Source organism: Streptomyces sp. NPDC050636 (assembly GCF_040654775.1).
In the GTDB taxonomy this organism is placed as follows: domain Bacteria; phylum Actinomycetota; class Actinomycetes; order Streptomycetales; family Streptomycetaceae; genus Streptomyces.
In genome coordinates this window covers 1-17352 of sequence record NZ_JBFAIP010000001.1, presented here as the reverse complement: position 1 = coordinate 17352, position 17352 = coordinate 1, and the positions used below count along the sequence as shown (strand labels likewise).

14 protein-coding genes, 1 tRNA gene and 2 pseudogenes are annotated in these 17352 nt (G+C 68.8%); 4 read left to right on the top strand and 13 right to left on the bottom strand.

The genetic code is table 11. The features are described from left to right. Positions 1–19 precede the first annotated feature (19 nt). The 3 genes from AB0I10_RS00085 to AB0I10_RS00075 form a co-directional block, all read right to left on the bottom strand. Complete coding sequence (locus tag AB0I10_RS00085; RefSeq protein ID WP_363149978.1) at positions 20–2032, bottom strand: beta-galactosidase; 2013 nt, start codon at positions 2030–2032, stop codon at positions 20–22. A gap of 53 nt (positions 2033–2085) precedes the next feature. After that, entirely contained in the window at positions 2086–2916 is an 831-nt protein-coding gene (locus tag AB0I10_RS00080; RefSeq protein ID WP_363149977.1) for an SDR family oxidoreductase, read from the bottom strand. Between the two features lie 91 nt (positions 2917–3007). After that, on the bottom strand, positions 3008–3505 hold the full coding sequence (locus tag AB0I10_RS00075; RefSeq protein ID WP_363149976.1) for a MarR family transcriptional regulator: 498 nt from the start codon (positions 3503–3505) through the stop codon (positions 3008–3010). A 182-nt stretch (positions 3506–3687) separates the two neighbouring features. Between AB0I10_RS00075 and AB0I10_RS00070 the strand changes: the two genes are divergently transcribed. Further along, positions 3688–4512, top strand: a complete 825-nt coding sequence (locus tag AB0I10_RS00070; protein WP_363149975.1) for a trans-aconitate 2-methyltransferase — start codon at positions 3688–3690, stop codon at positions 4510–4512. 56 nt (positions 4513–4568) lie between these two features. Further along, positions 4569–4787 (top strand): annotated as a pseudogene (locus tag AB0I10_RS00065) (glyoxalase); the annotation flags it as partial. A 110-nt stretch (positions 4788–4897) separates the two neighbouring features. On the opposite strand, the gene AB0I10_RS00060 reads toward AB0I10_RS00065, so the two are convergent. Then, on the bottom strand, positions 4898–5581 hold the full coding sequence (locus AB0I10_RS00060; RefSeq protein WP_363149974.1) for a TetR/AcrR family transcriptional regulator: 684 nt from the start codon (positions 5579–5581) through the stop codon (positions 4898–4900). Between the two features lie 7 nt (positions 5582–5588). Then, complete coding sequence (locus AB0I10_RS00055) at positions 5589–6620, bottom strand: fatty acid desaturase (RefSeq protein WP_363149973.1); 1032 nt, start codon at positions 6618–6620, stop codon at positions 5589–5591. A 347-nt stretch (positions 6621–6967) separates the two neighbouring features. Between AB0I10_RS00055 and ppc the strand changes: the two genes are divergently transcribed. Next, positions 6968–9727 carry a phosphoenolpyruvate carboxylase gene (ppc, locus tag AB0I10_RS00050; RefSeq protein ID WP_363149972.1) on the top strand — a complete coding sequence of 920 codons (2760 nt, stop codon included), beginning with the start codon at positions 6968–6970 and terminating at the stop codon, positions 9725–9727. 129 nt (positions 9728–9856) lie between these two features. On the opposite strand, the gene AB0I10_RS00045 is transcribed toward ppc, so the two are convergent. The 7 genes from AB0I10_RS00045 to AB0I10_RS00015 all read right to left on the bottom strand — a co-directional run bounded on the left by AB0I10_RS00045 (position 9857) and on the right by AB0I10_RS00015 (position 15567). Then, positions 9857–10276, bottom strand: coding sequence for a hypothetical protein (locus AB0I10_RS00045; RefSeq protein ID WP_363150396.1), 420 nt, complete (start codon positions 10274–10276; stop codon positions 9857–9859). A 183-nt stretch (positions 10277–10459) separates the two neighbouring features. Then, positions 10460–11050: an aminoacyl-tRNA hydrolase gene (gene pth / locus AB0I10_RS00040; RefSeq protein ID WP_363149971.1), complete on the bottom strand. Its 591-nt coding sequence runs from the start codon at positions 11048–11050 to the stop codon at positions 10460–10462. Between the two features lie 130 nt (positions 11051–11180). Next, positions 11181–11777 (bottom strand): 50S ribosomal protein L25/general stress protein Ctc, encoded by a 597-nt coding sequence (locus AB0I10_RS00035; RefSeq protein ID WP_363149970.1) that lies wholly within the window; start codon positions 11775–11777, stop codon positions 11181–11183. 199 nt (positions 11778–11976) lie between these two features. Then, on the bottom strand, positions 11977–12951 hold the full coding sequence (locus AB0I10_RS00030) for a ribose-phosphate diphosphokinase (protein WP_136744256.1): 975 nt from the start codon (positions 12949–12951) through the stop codon (positions 11977–11979). A 72-nt stretch (positions 12952–13023) separates the two neighbouring features. Then, positions 13024–14481 (bottom strand): bifunctional UDP-N-acetylglucosamine diphosphorylase/glucosamine-1-phosphate N-acetyltransferase GlmU, encoded by a 1458-nt coding sequence (gene glmU / locus AB0I10_RS00025; protein ID WP_363149969.1) that lies wholly within the window; start codon positions 14479–14481, stop codon positions 13024–13026. A 121-nt stretch (positions 14482–14602) separates the two neighbouring features. After that, a tRNA-Gln gene (locus AB0I10_RS00020) sits at positions 14603–14674 on the bottom strand. 29 nt (positions 14675–14703) lie between these two features. Then, positions 14704–15567: a hypothetical protein gene (locus AB0I10_RS00015; RefSeq protein WP_363149968.1), complete on the bottom strand. Its 864-nt coding sequence runs from the start codon at positions 15565–15567 to the stop codon at positions 14704–14706. A gap of 156 nt (positions 15568–15723) precedes the next feature. Here AB0I10_RS00015 and AB0I10_RS00010 point away from each other — a divergent pair, with 156 nt between their 5' ends. Continuing rightward, complete coding sequence (locus tag AB0I10_RS00010) at positions 15724–17211, top strand: histidine kinase (protein WP_363149967.1); 1488 nt, start codon at positions 15724–15726, stop codon at positions 17209–17211. On the opposite strand, the pseudogene AB0I10_RS00005 reads toward AB0I10_RS00010, so the two are convergent. After that, positions 17208–17352 (bottom strand): annotated as a pseudogene (locus tag AB0I10_RS00005) (IS481 family transposase); the annotation flags it as partial. The gene AB0I10_RS00010 and the pseudogene AB0I10_RS00005 sit on opposite strands and share 4 nt — an antisense overlap.

Sequence of the window (17352 nt, the reverse complement as noted above, 5' to 3'; positions counted from 1 at the left end):
CTCAGGCGCCGGGCTCGGCTCAGGTCTCCGGGTCGGTGAGGACGGCGACGCCCCGTGCGGCCAGCGTGATCCGGTCCGTGGGCGTCGCCGTCTCCTCCGCTCCCGGCGCGGCCGCCGCGAGCGCGTCCGTCATCGGCGTGGGCAGCTCCACCTCGACGGCCGCGGCCCCGTGGTTGAGCAGGAAGACGAACCGCCCGGCGGCGTTCTCGCGGACGGTGGCCTGGACGCCCTCCGGCAGTCCCGGAAGCACCGGCGCCACCCCCGCCGCCGCTCGTGCATCGTCCAACAGGACCCGCATCAGGGCCGGTTCGAGCCGGGTGCCTAGGTACCAGACCGTCCCCTTCCCGTACGCGTGCCGGGTCACGGCCGGTCGGCCGGCGAGGTCCCCGTCGGTGAAGCGCGCCAGCGCCTCGGCCCCTTCGAGGTCGATGGCCTCCGACCACAGGTCCGCCCGCCCGGTGTAGGCGCCCCCGTCGATCGCCACCGGCCGGCCCGCGTCCAGCGGCCAGAACTCCTCCACCCGCAGCCCCAGCAGCTCGCGCAGCGGCGCCGGGTAGCCGCCGGGGTGCACCCGGTCGTGCTCGTCGACGATCCCGGAGAAGAACGACACCACCAGCCGCCCGCCGCCCCGTACGTAAGCCGCCAGCCGCTCCGCGTCGCGTGCGGTGAGCAGATAGAGGTTGGGTACGACGACGAGGCGGTAGCCGGACAGTTCGCGCTGCGGCGGCAGCACGGCGCAGGGCACGCCCGCCTCGAAGAGCGGCCGGTAGTGGTCCAGCGCGATCCGGGAATGGTCCAGCGCGGTCGACGGCTTGGAATCCAGCTCCAGCGCCCACCAGCTGTGCCAGTCCGCCAGCAGTGCCACGTCCGCCCGCGACCGGGTCCCGGCGATGTCCGGCAGCGACGCGAACTCCCGTCCCAGCGCGGCGACTTCACGGAAGACGCGGGTCTCCGTCCCGCCGTGCGGCAGCATCGCCGAGTGGAATTTCTCCGCGCCGCCCAGCGACTGCCGCCACTGGAAATACAGCACCGCGTCCGCGCCCTGGGCCACCGCCTGCCAGCTCCACAGTCGCATCGCGCCCGGCGGCTTGGGGCCGTTGCGGGGCCGCCAGTTGACGGCGCTCGGCGCCTGCTCCAGCAGCAGCCAGGGCTGCCCCGAACGCGCCGAACGCATCAGGTCGAAGACGTAACCGGCCCGGATGTGGTCGTCGGGCGCGTACGGGTCCTGGTAGAAGTCCAGCGCCATCGCGTCCATGTGCGGGGCCCAGGCGAACGCGTCGACGGGCTTGTGCTGCGGCATCAGATTGGTGGTGATGGGCACGCCGGGCGTGACGCGCTCCAGCACCGTCTTCTCGGCGAGATAGCAGGCGCGCAGCGCGTCGTCACCGAAACGCAGATAGTCCAGCTGCTGCGCGGGGTTGGGGAAGGTGGGCGCGGCGCGCGGCGGCAGCACCTCGTCGAAGTCGCTGTAGGCCTGCGACCAGAACGCCGTCGACCAGGCGTCGTTGAGCGCGCCGATGGTCTCGTAGCGCTCGTGCAGCCAGCGCCGGAAGTCATCGGCCGACACGTCGCAGAAGCACTGCCGCGTGTGGCATCCGTACTCGTTTCCCACGTGCCACATCGCCAGCGCCGGATGGTCCGCGTAGCGGGCGGCGAGCTGTTCGACGAGACGGACGGCGTGGGCGCGGTAGACGGGGCTGGAGGGGCAGTAGTGCTGCCGCCCTCCGGGCCAGCGGCGCTGCCCGTCGGGGCCCTCGGGCAGGATCTCGGGGTGCAGGCGGGAGAGCCAGGGCGGCGGTGAGGCGGTCATCGTCGCCAGGCACACCGCGATGCCGGCGCCGGCCAGTCCGTCCAGCACCCGGTCGAACCAGCCGAAGTCCCATTCCCCGGGCCGGGGTTCGACCTTCGCCCAGGAGAAGATCCCGGCGGTCACCATGGTGACGTGGGCCGCCTTCATCAGCTTCAGGTCCTCGGCCCACACCTCCTCGGGCCACTGCTCGGGGTTGTAGTCGCCGCCGAATTGGATGCCCATCGGACCCCCTGGGTCGAGATGCGGGGCGAGGCGCGCGGCCCCGCCGCAACCGGTTACGAAGAGTTCTTGTACACGCTCCAGCCGCCGTCGACGACCAGGCTCGCCCCGGTGACGAACGATGCCTCGGGAGAGAGCAGGAAGGCGGTGGCGGCGGCGACCTCCTCGGGCCGTCCCAGCCGCCGGGCCGCGGTCTCCTCGGCGCTGGCCTGCCGCTCCTCCTCGCCGATCCCGTCCCAGGCGGCGGTGAGCACCGGCCCCGGCAGCACGCAGTTCACCCGCACCTCCGGCCCGTACTCGACGGCGAGCTGACGCCCGAGTCCGGTCAGCCCGGCCTTGGACGCGGCGTACGCGGGCCGCCCCGGCAGCCCGATCAGCGCATGCACGGACGAGGTCAGCACCACCGCGCCGCCCCGCTCCCGCAGATCGTCCAGCGCCGCGCGCACCCCGAGGAACGCCCCGGTCAGATTGACCGCGAGCTGCCGCTCCCAGTCCGCGAGCGGGGTGCGGTCGGCGGCCGCGACATAGGGCAGATAGGCGTTGCCGACCAGCCCGTCCACCGGCCCGTAGCGCTGCCGCGCCGCCTCGACGGCCCGCCGCCAGTCGTCCTCGCTCGCCACATCGCAGTGCTCGTACGAGGCCCGGCCGCCGGCCGCCCGGATGCGTCGTGCGGTGTGTTCCCCGCGCTCGTCGTCGATGTCCAGCAGCAGCACTCCGGCGCCCTCGGCGGCCAGCCGGTCGGCGGTGGCCGCCCCGATCCCGGCGGCCGCGCCGGTCACCAGGACCGTACGTCCCCGGAACCGTTTGCCGTACGGGCCACCGGGCGCCGGCCGGGTGCCGCCTGGTGCCGGGTGCTGCCGCCGGCCCTCGGGGTGCTGCTGGCTCATGGCGCGATCAAAGCCCACGGCGGGGCGGCCGGGCAAGAGGACGTCAGCAGGTGGCGCGCCGTCACCTGTAAGGGGGCGCGCGGACGGCCCGTCAGCCCGGAATGTTGTCGAACGGACCCGTCAACTGGCGTAGCAGACCGGCCAATTCGGCGCGCTGCTGACGGGACAGTTCGGCGAGGATCGCGCGCTCCTGCGTCAGCAGACCGGCCAGCGACTGGTCGGCCTTGTCGCGGCCCTCGGCGGTCAGCCTGACCAGCACACCGCGCCGGTCGCTGGGGTCGGGCAGCCGTTCGACGAGGTCCTTCTTGGCGAGCCGGTCGATGCGGTTGGTCATCGTCCCGGAGGTGACCAGCGTCTGCGTCAGCAGTTGGCCGGGGGAAAGCTGATACGGGGCCCCGGCGCGGCGCAGCGCCGTCAGCACATCGAACTCCCAGGGCTCCAGGCCCACCTCGGCGAAGGCGATACGACGGGCCCGGTCGAGGTGTCTGGCAAGCCTGGAGACGCGGCTGAGGACCTCCAGCGGTTCCACGTCCAGGTCCGGGCGCTCCCGGCGCCATGCTGCGACCAGTCGGTCGACCTCGTCCTCCATGACGATCAGTGTAGAGGGTCTGTCGACATGAAGTCTCTTGATGTAGAGTTTCTTGATGTCGAGATATATTTCTCTGGACTATTGGGCATCGTCGGCGGGGAGCTCTCGTTTCACCGGATTGGCCTGAAGCAGGCCTCTGAACGCCCAGAGTCAGCCCTGCACCAGCAGAGGGGTTTTCGAACATGCACGACGCACCAACCTGGGATCCGCAGCAGTATCTACGTCACGCCGGACACCGGACGCGTCCCTTCCATGACCTGCTCACCCGCATAACGGAACTCCCGCGGCAGCAGGGCCCCGCCCGCATCGCCGACCTCGGCTGCGGCCCCGGAAACGTCACCGCCCTGCTGGCCGAACGCTGGCCCGACGCGCATATCACCGGCTACGACAACTCCCCAGAGATGCTCAAAGAAGCCGAGCTCTACGCCGGCCCCACCAAAGGCGGCGGCCACCTCGACTTCACCACCGCTGACGCCGCCGACTGGGCACCCGACGAGCCGTACGACCTGATCGTCTCCAACGCCGCGCTGCAATGGGTCCCCAACCACCCGGACTCCTTCGCCCGCTGGGTCGACGCCGTCAAACCCGGCGGCACCTTCGCCTTCCAGGTCCCCGGCAACTTCACCTCGCCCAGCCACGCCCTCCTCGGCGAACTGTGCGACGCACCCCAATGGCGCGACCGCCTCGACACCCACGGCCGCCGCTTCGTCCATATCCTCGAACCCGCCGACTACCTGGAACGCCTCACCGACCTCGGCTGTGAAGCCGACGTCTGGGAGACCACCTACGTCCAGCTCCTCCAGGGCGAGGACCCGGTCCTGGACTGGGTCAAGGGCACCGCCCTGCGCCCCGTCCTGACCGCTCTGGAGGACGACCCGCCCGCCCGCGACGCCTTTGTCGCCGAATTCCGCGACCTGCTGCGCAAGGCCTATCCGGTCGGCAGCCACGGCACGGTCTTCCCGTTCCGCCGCATCTTCGCGGTGGCCCGCAAACCGGAAACCGGGTGAACCGCGCAGCTTCCCGTCCTCTTCTCTCCCTGCTGACTTTGTGAGGTGACAACGCCGTGATCACCGGCCTCGACCACATCCAGCTCGCCGCACCACCCGGTAGTGAGGACGCCCTGCGCGCCTATTACGTGGACCTCCTCGGCATGACGGAGATCCCCAAACCCCCGGCGCTCGCGGCTCGTGGGGGATGCTGGTTCGAGGCCGGTCCGGCTCACGTCCACCTCGGCATCGACCCCGAACACCGCCCGGCACGGAAGGCCCACCCGGGCATTCAGGGATGGCCGGCGGGCAACCGGCTGGAATTCCTGGAGGCGGTGGCATGACGGCGGGCGGTGACACGGCCCGGCTGGGCCACCCACCAAGCGGCCGCGGCCCCCCGGAAGGCTCAGTTCTTGCGATGCCCTATCAGCCGCGGCTTGGCCTCCAGCCCGTCCAGGCCGTGCCACGCCAGATTCACCAGGTGGGCCGCGACCTCGGCCTTCTTCGGCTTGCGGACGTCCAGCCACCACTGCCCGGTCAGGGCGACCATCCCCACCAGCGCCTGCGCATACAGCGGCGCCAGCTTCGGGTCGAAGCCGCGGGCCTTGAACTCCAGGCCCAGGATGTCCTCCACCTGAGTGGCGATATCGCTGATCAGTGAGGCGAAGGTGCCCGTCGACTGAGCGACCGGCGAATCACGGACCAGGATGCGGAAACCGTCCGTGTAGGTCTCGATGTAGTCGAGCAGTGCGAAGGCCGCCTGCTCCAGGAGTTCGCGAGGGTGGCCGGCGGTCAGTGCACCGGTCACCATGTCCAGCAACTGCCGCATCTCGCGGTCCACGACCACCGCGTACAGGCCCTCCTTGCCGCCGAAGTGCTCGTAGACCACCGGCTTGGACACCCCGGCCTTCGCCGCGATCTCCTCCACCGACGTGCCCTCGAACCCCCGCTCCGCGAAGAGCGTGCGACCGATGTCCAGCAGCTGCTCACGGCGCTCCGCGCCGGTCATCCGGACCCGCCGGGTCCGCCGGGCGCCCGCGCCGGAAGAGGTCTTGCCTTTGTTGTTCACGCTGCTGCCGTCGATCGCCACCCGTCAATCATGCCGCCTGAGCGGCCTTCTCCTTGCCCCGGGCGTCCACGCGCCGGGCATCGATGCGCGAGGTGTCCGGCCAGCGGACGTCATACGCCCAGCCCGCCTTCTCGAACCAGCGGATCAGCCGGGCGCTGGAGTCCAGCTGCCCACGCAGCACACCGTGCCGGGCACACGTCGGGTCCGCGTGGTGCAGGTTGTGCCAGGACTCACCGCACGAGAGGACGGCCAGCCACCACACGTTCCCCGAGCGGTCACGGGACTTGAACGGGCGCTTGCCGACCGCGTGGCAGATGGAGTTGATCGACCACGTGACGTGATGGAGCAGCGCGACACGCACCAGGGAGCCCCAGAAGAACGCGGTCAGAGCGCCCTGCCAGGACCACGTCGCCAGACCGCCCACCAGCGGCGGGATCGCCAGGGACACCGTCGTCCACAGGACGAACTGCCGGGAGACGGTACGAATCGCGGAGTCCTTGATCAGATCCGGCGCGTACTTGTGCTGCGGCGTCTGCTCCTCGTCGAACATCCAGCCGACATGCGCCCACCACAGGCCCTTCATCAGGGCCGGCACCGTCTCACCGAACCGCCACGGCGAATGCGGGTCACCCTCCGCATCCGAGAACTTGTGGTGCTTGCGGTGATCCGCGACCCAGCGCACCAGCGGCCCCTCCACCGCCAGCGACCCCATCACGGCCAGAGCGATCCGCAGCGGACGTTTCGCCTTGAAAGCGCCATGGGTGAAATATCGGTGGAATCCGATCGTGATGCCATGGCAGCCGATGTAATACATCACCACCAGCAGCCCCAGATCCAGCCAGCTCACCCCCCATCCCCAGGCCAGCGGCACCGCGGCCAGCAGCGCCACGAACGGAACGGTGATGAACAGCAGCAGCGTGATCTGCTCAAGCGAACGCTTGCTGTCGCCACCCAGCGTCGCGGACGGCAGAGGCGATGCGGCAGACGCATTCACGGGTGATTCGGTGGATGAATCGATAGGAATCGGTGATTCTTCGACGGCTTCTGGACCAGCGGTCATGTGACGTCCCTCGTCGGGGGTTCGAGAGCTCAGGGGATCGGCTACGGCCTACGGGACCGTAAATCTACGGCCACAGGCCTACGGGACCGTAACCTACGGTTACGTAAGTATGGCAGTGACACCGCCACGAGCAAGGCCGTGACAGGCCCCGCCCGCCCACCCGCGACCCGGCTGCCCACACAGCGGACGGTGTGATCTGCTGAAGAGGGGGAGACCTATCCTGGGGGCGTCGGACAGCGCGGTCCGCACCCGCCCGCTAGCCAGACGTGCCCGCCCGTCGCCCGCCACCACCCTTCGAACGGGTCGCCGCGCGACGCTGCTATATCGCTGCAAGGAGAGCCGTACCTGTGAGCAGTGCCGACAACACCCCCGCCGAGATCGCGCCCACCGAGAAGTCCGAAGGCGCGGCGAACATCGCCCTGCGAGCCGACATCCGCCGCCTCGGTGACCTCCTCGGCGAAACCCTCGTCCGGCAGGAGGGACAGGCGCTCCTCGACCTCGTCGAGCAGGTCCGCGCCCTGACCCGGTCCGACGGCGAAGCCGCAGCCCGGCTCCTGGGCGACACGGACCTGGCCACCGCCGCCAAGCTGGTGCGCGCCTTCTCCACGTACTTCCACCTCGCCAACGTCACCGAGCAGGTCCACCGCGGCCGGGAACTGCGCGCCAAGCGCGCCGCAGAGGGCGGCATCCTCGCCCGCACCGCCGACATGCTCAAGGACGCCGACCCCGAGCACCTCCGCGAGACCGCCCGCCACCTGGGCGTACGGCCCGTCTTCACGGCACACCCCACCGAGGCAGCCCGCCGCTCCGTCCTCACCAAGCTCCGCAAGGTCGCCGAACTCCTGGACCGCACGGACACCACCGAGCGCCGCCGCACCGACCTGCGCCTGGCCGAGAACATCGACCTCATCTGGCAGACGGACGAGCTTCGCGTCGTCCGGCCGGAACCGACGGACGAGGCCCGTAACGCCATCTACTACCTGGACGAACTCGGCCGCGGCGCCGTCGGTGACGTCCTCGAAGACCTCGCCGCCGAACTGGAGCGGGCCGGCACCGAGCTGCCCGCCGGCACCCGCCCACTGACCTTCGGCACCTGGATCGGCGGCGACCGCGACGGCAACCCCAACGTCACCCCCCAGGTCACCTGGGACGTCCTGATCCTCCAGCACGAGCACGGCATCACCGACGCCCTGGAGCACATCGACGAACTGCGCGGCGCCCTCTCCAACTCCATCCGCAACTGCGGCGCCACCGACGAACTGCTCGCGTCGCTACAGCGCGACCTGGAGTTCCTCCCCGAGATCAGCCCCCGCTACAAGCGACTGAACTCCGAGGAGCCCTACCGCCTCAAGGCCACCTGCATCCGCCAGAAGCTCGTCAACACCCGCGACCGCCTCGCCGCCGACACCCCCCACGTCCCCGGCCGCGACTACCTCGGCACCGCGGAACTCCTCGACGACCTCGCCCTCATCCAGACCTCGCTGCGCGAACACCGCGGCGGCCTGGTCGCCGACGGCCGCCTGGAGCGCACCCTGCGCACCATCGCCGCCTTCGGTCTGCAGCTCGCCACCATGGACATCCGCGAGCACGCCGACGCCCACCACCACACCCTCGGCCAGCTCTTCGACCGCCTCGGCGAGGAATCATGGCGCTACGTGGACATGCCGCGCGACTACCGCCGCAAGCTCCTCGCCAAGGAACTCCGCTCCCGGCGCCCCCTCGCGCCCACGCCCGCGCCCCTCGACGAAGCCGGCGCCAAGACCCTCGGCGTCTTCCGCACCATCCTCAAGGCCAAGGAAACCTTCGGCCCCGAGGTCATCGAGTCCTACATCATCTCCATGTGCCAGGGCTCGGACGACGTCTTCGCGGCCGCCGTCCTCGCCCGCGAGGCCGGACTGATCGACCTGCACGCCGGCTGGGCCAAGATCGGCATCGTCCCGCTGCTGGAAACCACCGACGAGCTCAAGATCGCCGACCAGCTCCTCGACGAAATGCTCGCCGACCCCTCCTACCGGCGCCTGGTCGCCCTGCGCGGCGACGTCCAGGAAGTCATGCTCGGCTACTCGGACTCCTCCAAGTTCGGCGGCATCACCACCTCCCAGTGGGAGATCCACCGCGCCCAGCGCCTGCTGCGCGACGTCGCCCACCGGCACGGTGTACGGCTGCGCCTCTTCCACGGCCGCGGCGGCACCGTCGGCCGCGGCGGCGGCCCCTCCCACGACGCGATCCTCGCCCAGCCCTACGGGACGCTGGAGGGCGAGATCAAGGTCACCGAGCAGGGCGAGGTCATCTCCGACAAGTACCTGGTGCCGTCCCTGGCCCGGGAGAACCTGGAACTGACGGTCGCCGCCACCCTCCAGGCGTCCGCCCTGCACACCGCGCCCCGGCAGTCCGACGAGGCGCTGGCCCGCTGGGACGCGGCCATGGAGACCGTCTCCGAGGCCGCCCACGGCTCCTACCGCCGCCTCGTCGACGACCCCGACCTGCCCGCGTACTTCTTCGCCTCCACCCCCGTCGACCAGCTCGCCGAGCTGCACCTGGGCTCGCGCCCGTCCCGCCGCCCGGACTCCGGCGCCGGCCTCGACGGCCTCCGCGCCATCCCGTGGGTCTTCGGCTGGACCCAGTCCCGCCAGATCGTCCCCGGCTGGTTCGGCGTCGGCACGGGACTGAAGGCCGCCCGCGAGGCCGGGCTGGACTCCGTCCTGGACGAGATGCACGAGCACTGGCACTTCTTCCGCAACTTCCTCTCCAACGTCGAAATGACGCTGGCCAAGACCGACCTGCGGATCGCCCAGCACTACGTCGACACCCTCGTCCCCGACGACCTCAAGCACGTCTTCGAGGTCATCAAGGCCGAGCACGAGCTCACCGTCGCCGAGGTCCTGCGGATCACCGGAGAGACCGAACTCCTCGACTCCAACCCGGTCCTCAAGCAGACCTTCCACATCCGCGACGCCTACCTCGACCCGATCTCCTACCTCCAGGTCTCCCTGCTGCGCCGCCAGCGCACCGCCGCCGAACGCGGCGAGGAATCGGACCCCGTACTGGCCCGCGCCCTGCTCCTCACCGTCAACGGCGTGGCGGCCGGCCTCCGCAACACCGGCTGAGCCCCGACCGGCACACGACGACGGCCCGCCCCTTCATCCGAAGAGGCGGGCCGTCGCCATATCCAGTGGCTGTACGAAGAGGTCTCGTACGAAGAGGTCCCGTACGAAGAGGTCCCGTACGAAGAAGTCCTACAGCGCCACGAACGCCGCCCCCAACAACACCGCGCCCAGCAAACCCATCACCCACGCCGTACGCCGAAACCGCATGCCCCCCGCCACCACCAGCGCCGCCAACAACAGCGACCCCGCAAACGGCACCCACGCATGCAAAATCCCGGCCGGCCCGGTACGCACCGCATGCGCCGTACCCGGCTTCACCGTCACTTCAACCCGCTCACCCTTGGTCGCCGCCGACTCCGCGAGCGACACCTTCGCCCGCCGCTTCCCGTCCCCCGCAGTCGGCACATACGGACCCGTACAACGGTCCTCACCACACGCCACAACCGTCATCGTGCCGCGCTCCGGCGCCTTGACCAGCATCGCGTACTGCGCCGTATTCCACGACGTCCATACGCCCCCGGCCAACAAAAGCAAAGCCAGCAGCCCCATGAACACCAACCGGACGACAAGCAACGCCCCAAAGGCGCTCTCGCCAACCCGTCGGACACGGCTGCGTCTTCCCGAACGAGTGCGTGTACTGCTACTGGCCATGGCCGCGATCCTTGGCCATCCAACAGCACCCGGTCAACCTCGGGCATGCATTTCGTCAGCCCCTGACCGCCGCTGTCCCATTCACGTGTTGTACGTGCTCTGCGCCCTTTCCAAACCCTCCAGCACCAACGCCTCCACCGCATCCGCCGCACGGTCCACGAAGTAATCCAACTCCTTGCGCTCCGCCGACGAAAAGTCCTTCAACACAAAGTCCGCCACCGGCATACGACCCGGCGGACGCCCGATCCCGAACCGCACCCGGTGATAATCCGCACCCAACGACTTCGTGATCGACTTCAAACCGTTGTGACCGTTGTCACCGCCACCCAGCTTCAGCCGCAACGCACCGTAATCAATATCCAACTCATCATGAACCGCAATGATGTTGGAAACCGGCACCTTGTAGAAATCCCGCAACGCCGTCGTCGGACCACCCGACAGATTCATGAACGACAACGGCTTCGCCACAACCACCCGACGACTCGACGGGCCCGGCGCACCAATACGCCCCTCCACCACCTGCGCCCGCGCCTTGTGCGCCTTGAAACGCCCACCGACGCGCCCGGCGAGAAGATCGGCAACCATGAAACCGACGTTGTGCCGGTTGGCGGCGTATTCAGGACCCGGATTACCGAGACCCACAATCAACCAGGGGCTGTCTGCATCCGTCATCTGCACGCTCCTTCAATGACGCGACCGTCATTCAATGACGCGACCGTCACCCCACGCCTGCAGCGCGGAATGACGGTCGCAAAGAGAATGTCCGGGGCACACCGGCATCGGGCACCCTCCCGGAAGAGGATCAGGCCTGGGCGGCCTCTGCGCCCTCACCCTCGGCGGCCTCCTCGGCCGGAGCCTCCGCCTGCGCCGAGACGACCTGCAGGACAGCGGCGTCCGCGTCGATGTCCAGCGTGGTGCCGGCGGGCAGCGCGATGTCCTTGGCCTGCACGGTGTGACCCGCGTCCAGACCCGCGATCGACACGGTGACCGACTCCGGGATGTGGGTCGCCTCGGCCTCGACCGGCAGCGTGTTCAGCACGTACTCCAGCAGGTTGCCACCCGGGGCCAGCTCGCCCTCGGTGTGGATCGGGAGCTCGACCGAAACCTTCTCGCCCTTCCGCACGGCCAGGAAGTCCACGTGCACCAGGAAGCCACGGATGGCCTCACGCTGCACCGCCTTCGGAATGACCAGCGCGTCCTTGCCGTCCACGTCCAGACGGAGCAGCACGTTCGGGGTCTTCAGCGCCATCATCAGCGCGTGGCTGTCGAGGGAGACGTGCTGCGGCTCGGCACCGTGACCGTAGATGACAGCCGGAACCTTGTTCTCGCGGCGGGTCTGGCGGGCAGCGCCCTTACCGAAATTCGTACGGACCTCAGCGGCGAGCTTGACCTCAGCCATGACTGCACTCCTCGTATCTCAGAAACATCTGGTGGGCGTCACCCGGCCCACGACAGACCTGCTACGAAGAGCGCGTCGATAACGGACCGCCGCACACATGAGTGCGGCCTCCCTCGCCGAGCAACTCCGTGAGTCTACCCGGCGGGAAGGCCGCCCCCAAGTCGATCTAACCGACCCCTGGTCTATATGACCTCAGGGATCACTGCTCCTCGAAGAGGCTCGTCACCGAACCGTCCTCGAAGACCTCACGGATCGCCCGCGCGATCGTCGGCGCCATCGACAGCACCGTGATCTTGTCCAGCTCCAGCTCGGACGGCGTCGGCAGGGTGTTGGTGAAGACGAACTCACTCACCTTGGAGTTCTTCAGACGGTCCGCGGCCGGACCCGACAGAATGCCGTGCGTCGCCGTCACGATCACATCCGCCGCACCATTCGCGAACAGCGCATCCGCCGCGGCACAGATCGTGCCACCGGTGTCGATCATGTCGTCGACCAGGACACAGACCCGGTCCTTCACATCGCCGACGACCTCGTGGACGGTGACCTGGTTCGCCACGTCCTTGTCACGCCGCTTGTGCACGATGGCGAGCGGCGCGTCCAGACGGTCGCACCAACGGTCGGCGACCCGCACTCGGCCGGCGTCCGGAGAAACGACGGTCAGCTTGTCCCGGTCCACCTTCGCGCCCACGTAGTCCGCCAGCACCGGCAGCGCGAACAGGTGGTCCACCGGCCCGTCGAAGAAGCCCTGGATCTGGTCCGTGTGCAGATCGACCGTGACGATACGGTCCGCACCCGCGGTCTTGAGCAGGTCCGCGATCAGCCGCGCCGAAATCGGCTCACGACCACGGTGCTTCTTGTCCTGACGGGCATAGCCGTACGACGGGATGACCACGGTGATGCTCCGCGCGGAAGCCCGCTTCAGCGCATCGAGCATGATCAACTGCTCCATGATCCACTTGTTGATGGGAGCCGTGTGGCTCTGCATCAAAAAGCAGTCCGCGCCACGCGCCGACTCCTGATAGCGGACATAGATCTCACCGTTGGCGAAGTCGAACGCCTTCGTCGGGACCAGGCCCACACCCAGCTGGTGCGCGACCTCCTCGGCCAGCTCGGGGTGGGCGCGGCCGGAGAAGAGCATCAGCTTCTTCTCGCCGGTCGTCTTGATCCCGGTCACAGCAAATCTCCTCGAATCCCTGTTTGCGTGCGCTAATCACGGTACGCCCCGCACGACGCACCCCGTGCACGATCACCGCTCGCCTTCGGACTCCTGGCGAGCAGCCGAAGCGGCCTGCGCGGCGGCGCTTCCGGGCCGCTTGCGAGCGACCCAACCCTCGATATTCCGCTGCTGGCCACGCGCGACCGCCAGCGAACCCGGGGGCACATCCTTGGTGATGACCGAGCCGGCCGCGGTGTACGCGCCATCCCCGATCGTGACAGGAGCCACAAACATATTGTCCGACCCGGTCCGGCAATGCGCCCCGACCGTCGTGTGATGCTTCGCCTCACCGTCGTAATTCACAAAAACGCTCGCCGCACCGATGTTGGTGTACTCACCGATCGTCGCGTCGCCGACATACGAGAGATGCGGCACCTTCGTGCCCTCCCCGACCTGCGCGTTCTTCATCTCCACATACGCACCGGCCTTGGACTTCGGACCCAGATCCGTCCCAGGGCGAAGATACGCGTACGGCCCCACCGTCGCACCCGGCCCGACCTTCGCGCCGTCCGCGACCGTGAAGGACACCGAAGCACCCGCACCGACCGTCGTATCCGTCAACCGCGAGTTCGGCCCCACCTCGGCACCGGAAGCCACATGCGTCGAACCCAGAAGCTGCGAACCCGGCAGAACCGTCGCATCCGGCTCGAACGTCACCGACACATCCACCCACGTCGTCGCCGGATCCACGACCGTGACACCGGAGAGCATGGCCGCATTCAACAGCCGCTCGTTCAGCAGCCTGCGGGCCTCCGACAGCTGCACCCGGTTGTTGATCCCCAGAATCTCCCGGTGATCCGCCGCCACAGCCGCGCCCACCCGATGCCCGGCCGCACGCAGAATCCCCAGCACATCGGTGAGGTACTCCTCGCCCTGGCTGTTATCCGTACGCACCTTGCCCAGCGCATCGACCAGCAGCTGCGCATCGAACGCGAACACGCCGGAGTTGATCTCCCGGATCGCGCGCTGCGCGTCGGTCGCGTCCTTGTGCTCGACGATCGCGGTCACCGCGCCGGTGTCCGCGTCGCGAACGATGCGGCCGTAGCCCGTCGAATCCGGCACCTCGGCCGACAACACGGTCACGGCATTGCCGTCCGCGGCGTGTGTGTCACTGAGCTTCTTCAGCGTCTCGCCGGTGAGCAGCGGGGTGTCACCGCAGACGACCACGACCGTGCCGGTCAGGGCGATGCCCTTGCTCGTCAGCTCTTCAAGACCGATGCGTACGGCGTGGCCGGTGCCGTTCTGCTCGTACTGCACAGCGGTACGGACGGCCGGGTCGACCTCGGCAAGATGCGCCTGAACCTGATCACGGGCGTGGCCCACGACCACCACGAGGTGCTCGGGGTCCAGCTCACGGGAGGCGGCGACGACATGTCCGACGAGGGAACGGCCGCAGATCGCATGCAGGACCTTCGGGGTCGCCGACTTCATGCGGGTCCCCTCCCCCGCTGCGAGAACGACGACGGCGGCCGGGCGGTTGGCGCTCACGGGGATGCCCTTCGGCTTCTTGGCTTCTTCGGGTGGTGGACATCCGAAGGATACCGGTGCGTATTGCAGCCGAAACGCGGGCGGGTCCTGACTTGGTAGTCAGGACCCGAACTTTGCTTTGCTCCCCCGCCAGGACTCGAACCTGGAATGATGGTACCAAAAACCACAGTGTTGCCGATTACACCACAGGGGAGTGTAAAACGGTTCAAACCAGACATTCCGTCAGGCTGGCCGCTTGGCTCCCAACACTATGCCGTACCACCAGCCTTCAATGCGACGGTATAGGTCTGCGCCTTGCAGCACCCGGATGGCCAGGCAGCCCTGATAGCCCTCTCCGACGTTCTTGCGGACGGTCTTGGGGTTGTGTTTCTTGAGCGTGGTCTTGCTGAAGTCCGACACGTCGACGCCGACCAAGTCGGCCCAGAATCGCTCCGCCTCGCCGACGTCGGCGGACTCGTGGATGTGTACGTGGAACCGCAGTCGCTCAGTGCCCACGCCCAGTAGCCGGAGCCATGCGAGGAAGACGCGGATCATGTCTGGGTCGCTGTTAATGAAGATGGCGCGTTCGCTGGGTCGGTGCTCTTTGCTCTTGCTGCCCTCTGACCAGTACAGGGCGACTCCTGTGATGAACAGGTCCCGGTCCGAGAGCTGGCCGATTTCGTCAGCCGCGGCCCTCTTCGTTTCCTGCCGCTCCTCCTCGCGCCGCTTGAGCGTCGCCTCCCAGCCGCGCTTGGCGATGGTGGAGGCTTCCTCGCGGGTGCGTTTCCGTTCCGGCTTCGGTAGATCCCGTACCCACAGCGAGATCGAGCTCTTCGAGCAGCCCAGCTCGACCTGGATCTGGTCGTAGGTCATGCCCTGCTTGCGTAGCTCGCGGGCCTTGTCGCGGAGGTCGTCCTTGGCGTTGGGGCGCTTGGTCCACTCCGGGGCCGGTACGCCTTCCAGGAGGCGGTTGAGGATGTCGTTGTTGTGGACGTGAAGCCGGTCGCGGATCTGGCGCCTGCTGAGCCCCGCCCGGCGTAGCGCGACCGCTTGGGGTCGTAAGGACTCGTAGTCGGGGTGGCTGTGGTTCCGATGGGTGTGCGTCATGGGAACAGGCTGTCGCGGACGCATGTGCGGAAGTGGCGAAAATATGGATGATTCAATAGTTCGAGCGATATTCGCTGATAGCGGCACGTAACGGGTCTGTCATGTGCTGTGACACGGGTCTGAGCAACGGGTGGGGGCGCCCGTAGGCTGGTCGGTATGACCGCAACGGGGGCAAGTGAAAGTGCGGGCGCGCGCGGTGCGCCCGTGAGCGGGCCGTGGTGGTGGGCCCGGCGGCGTAGTGCCGTGCTGGATGTGTGTCTGGCGGCTGCTTCGGCGGCGGAGTGTGTTCTTGAGGGGGCGCGTTTCGCGGATCAGGCGGGGCTGCCGGAGCTCGTCGGGATGTTGCTCGGCCTGGTCGTGGGGCCGGTGCTGCTGGTGCGTCGGCGGTGGCCGATCGTGGTGGTGCTGGTTTCGATAGCGGTGACGCCTGCGGAGATGGGCGGGCTGCTGAGCGTGGTGGGTCTGTACACGCTCGCCGCGTCGGATGTGCCGCGTCGGATTACTGCGCTGCTGGCGGGGATGACCGTCGTCGGGACGTTGATCACGACGTTTCTCAGCATGCGGCAGGACATGGCGTCGCAGGAGGACTTCAATCCGCCGGTGTGGTTCGTGCCGGTGATGGCGCTTGCGCTGGGTCTGGTGCTGACGGCGCCGCCGGTGTTGTGGGGTTTGTACATCGGTGCCCGGCGGCGGCTCGTGGAGAGCTTGCGGGAGCGGGCGGACGGTCTGGAGCGGGAGCTGTCGCTGTTGGCGGACCGGGCCGAGGAACGGGCGGAGTGGGCTCGTAACGAGGAGCGGACGCGCATCGCGCGGGAGATGCACGACGTGGTCGCGCACCGGGTGAGTTTGATGGTGGTGCATGCGGCGGCGTTGCAGGCGGTGGCGTTGAAGGACCCGGAGAAGGCGTCGAAGAACGCGGGGCTGGTCGGCGATATGGGGCGGCAGGCGCTGACGGAGCTGCGGGAGATGCTGGGGGTGTTGCGTACGGCTGAGGGGGCGGCGGTGCGTGGTGCTGCGGGGTCGGATGAGCCGGAGCGGTTGGCGGCGGTGGCGTCCCAGGCGAAGGCCAATGCCAGGGCGACGGCGGGGACGGCCGAGGCGGCGGCTCAGGAGGGTTCGCGGTCGGTGGCGGGGGTGTCGGTCGGTGGCGGGGCGTCCGCGGACGGCTCGGCGTCCGTGTCGGCGGCCGCGTCCGGTTCCGTGTCCGGGGAGTCGGATGCCGAGGGTCCGAGTCTGGGGGAGCTGGGGGAGCTGGTGGGGCAGTCCCGGGCGGCCGGGATGGCGGTGGAGCTGTCGGTGGAGTGGGCGGACGAGGCCGCCGGTGACGGTGACCGGGCTGTGTGTGGCTATGCGCCGAGGGTGGAGCAGACCGTTTACCGGGTGGTGCAGGAAGCGCTGACGAATGTGCACAAGCACGCGCCGGGTGCGCGGGCGCGGGTGCGGTTGGCGCATCGGGCCGGTGAGGTGGCGGTTCAGGTGGAGAACGGCCCGTCGGCGCGGGGCGCGGCGGATGTGGGGCTGCCGAGCGGCGGCAATGGCCTGGTGGGGATGCGGGAGCGGGTGACGGCGCTGGGCGGCGTGTTTGTGTCGGGGCCGACGGAGGCGGGGGGCTTCCGGGTGTCGGCGGTTGTTCCGGCGGGCTAGGTGTATTGACCTGGAGCGTTGTTCACACGGCTGATGGGTGGCTTGCCGTCCAGTGCGGTGTGGCAGCGGTGGTGGTTGTAGGTGTGGAGGAAGTCTGCCAGGGCAGTGGTTCGTTCGGTGTTGCTCGTGTAGGGCCGGATG

Excerpts from the sequence above, each read along its gene's own strand:
- AB0I10_RS00080 (WP_363149977.1), bottom strand. The coding sequence starts at position 2,916 with ATGAGCCAGCAGCACCCCGAGGGCCGGCGGCAGCACCCGGCACCAGGC.
- AB0I10_RS00085 (WP_363149978.1), bottom strand. The coding sequence starts at position 2,032 with ATGGGCATCCAATTCGGCGGCGACTACAACCCCGAGCAGTGGCCCGAG.
- AB0I10_RS00070 (WP_363149975.1), top strand. The coding sequence starts at position 3,688 with ATGCACGACGCACCAACCTGGGATCCGCAGCAGTATCTACGTCACGCC.
- AB0I10_RS00010 (WP_363149967.1), top strand. The coding sequence starts at position 15,724 with ATGACCGCAACGGGGGCAAGTGAAAGTGCGGGCGCGCGCGGTGCGCCC.
- AB0I10_RS00015 (WP_363149968.1), bottom strand. The coding sequence starts at position 15,567 with ATGACGCACACCCATCGGAACCACAGCCACCCCGACTACGAGTCCTTA.
- AB0I10_RS00045 (WP_363150396.1), bottom strand. The coding sequence starts at position 10,276 with ATGGGGCTGCTGGCTTTGCTTTTGTTGGCCGGGGGCGTATGGACGTCG.
- AB0I10_RS00035 (WP_363149970.1), bottom strand. The coding sequence starts at position 11,777 with ATGGCTGAGGTCAAGCTCGCCGCTGAGGTCCGTACGAATTTCGGTAAG.
- pth (WP_363149971.1), bottom strand. The coding sequence starts at position 11,050 with ATGACGGATGCAGACAGCCCCTGGTTGATTGTGGGTCTCGGTAATCCG.
- AB0I10_RS00075 (WP_363149976.1), bottom strand. The coding sequence starts at position 3,505 with ATGGAGGACGAGGTCGACCGACTGGTCGCAGCATGGCGCCGGGAGCGC.
- AB0I10_RS00055 (WP_363149973.1), bottom strand. The coding sequence starts at position 6,620 with ATGACCGCTGGTCCAGAAGCCGTCGAAGAATCACCGATTCCTATCGAT.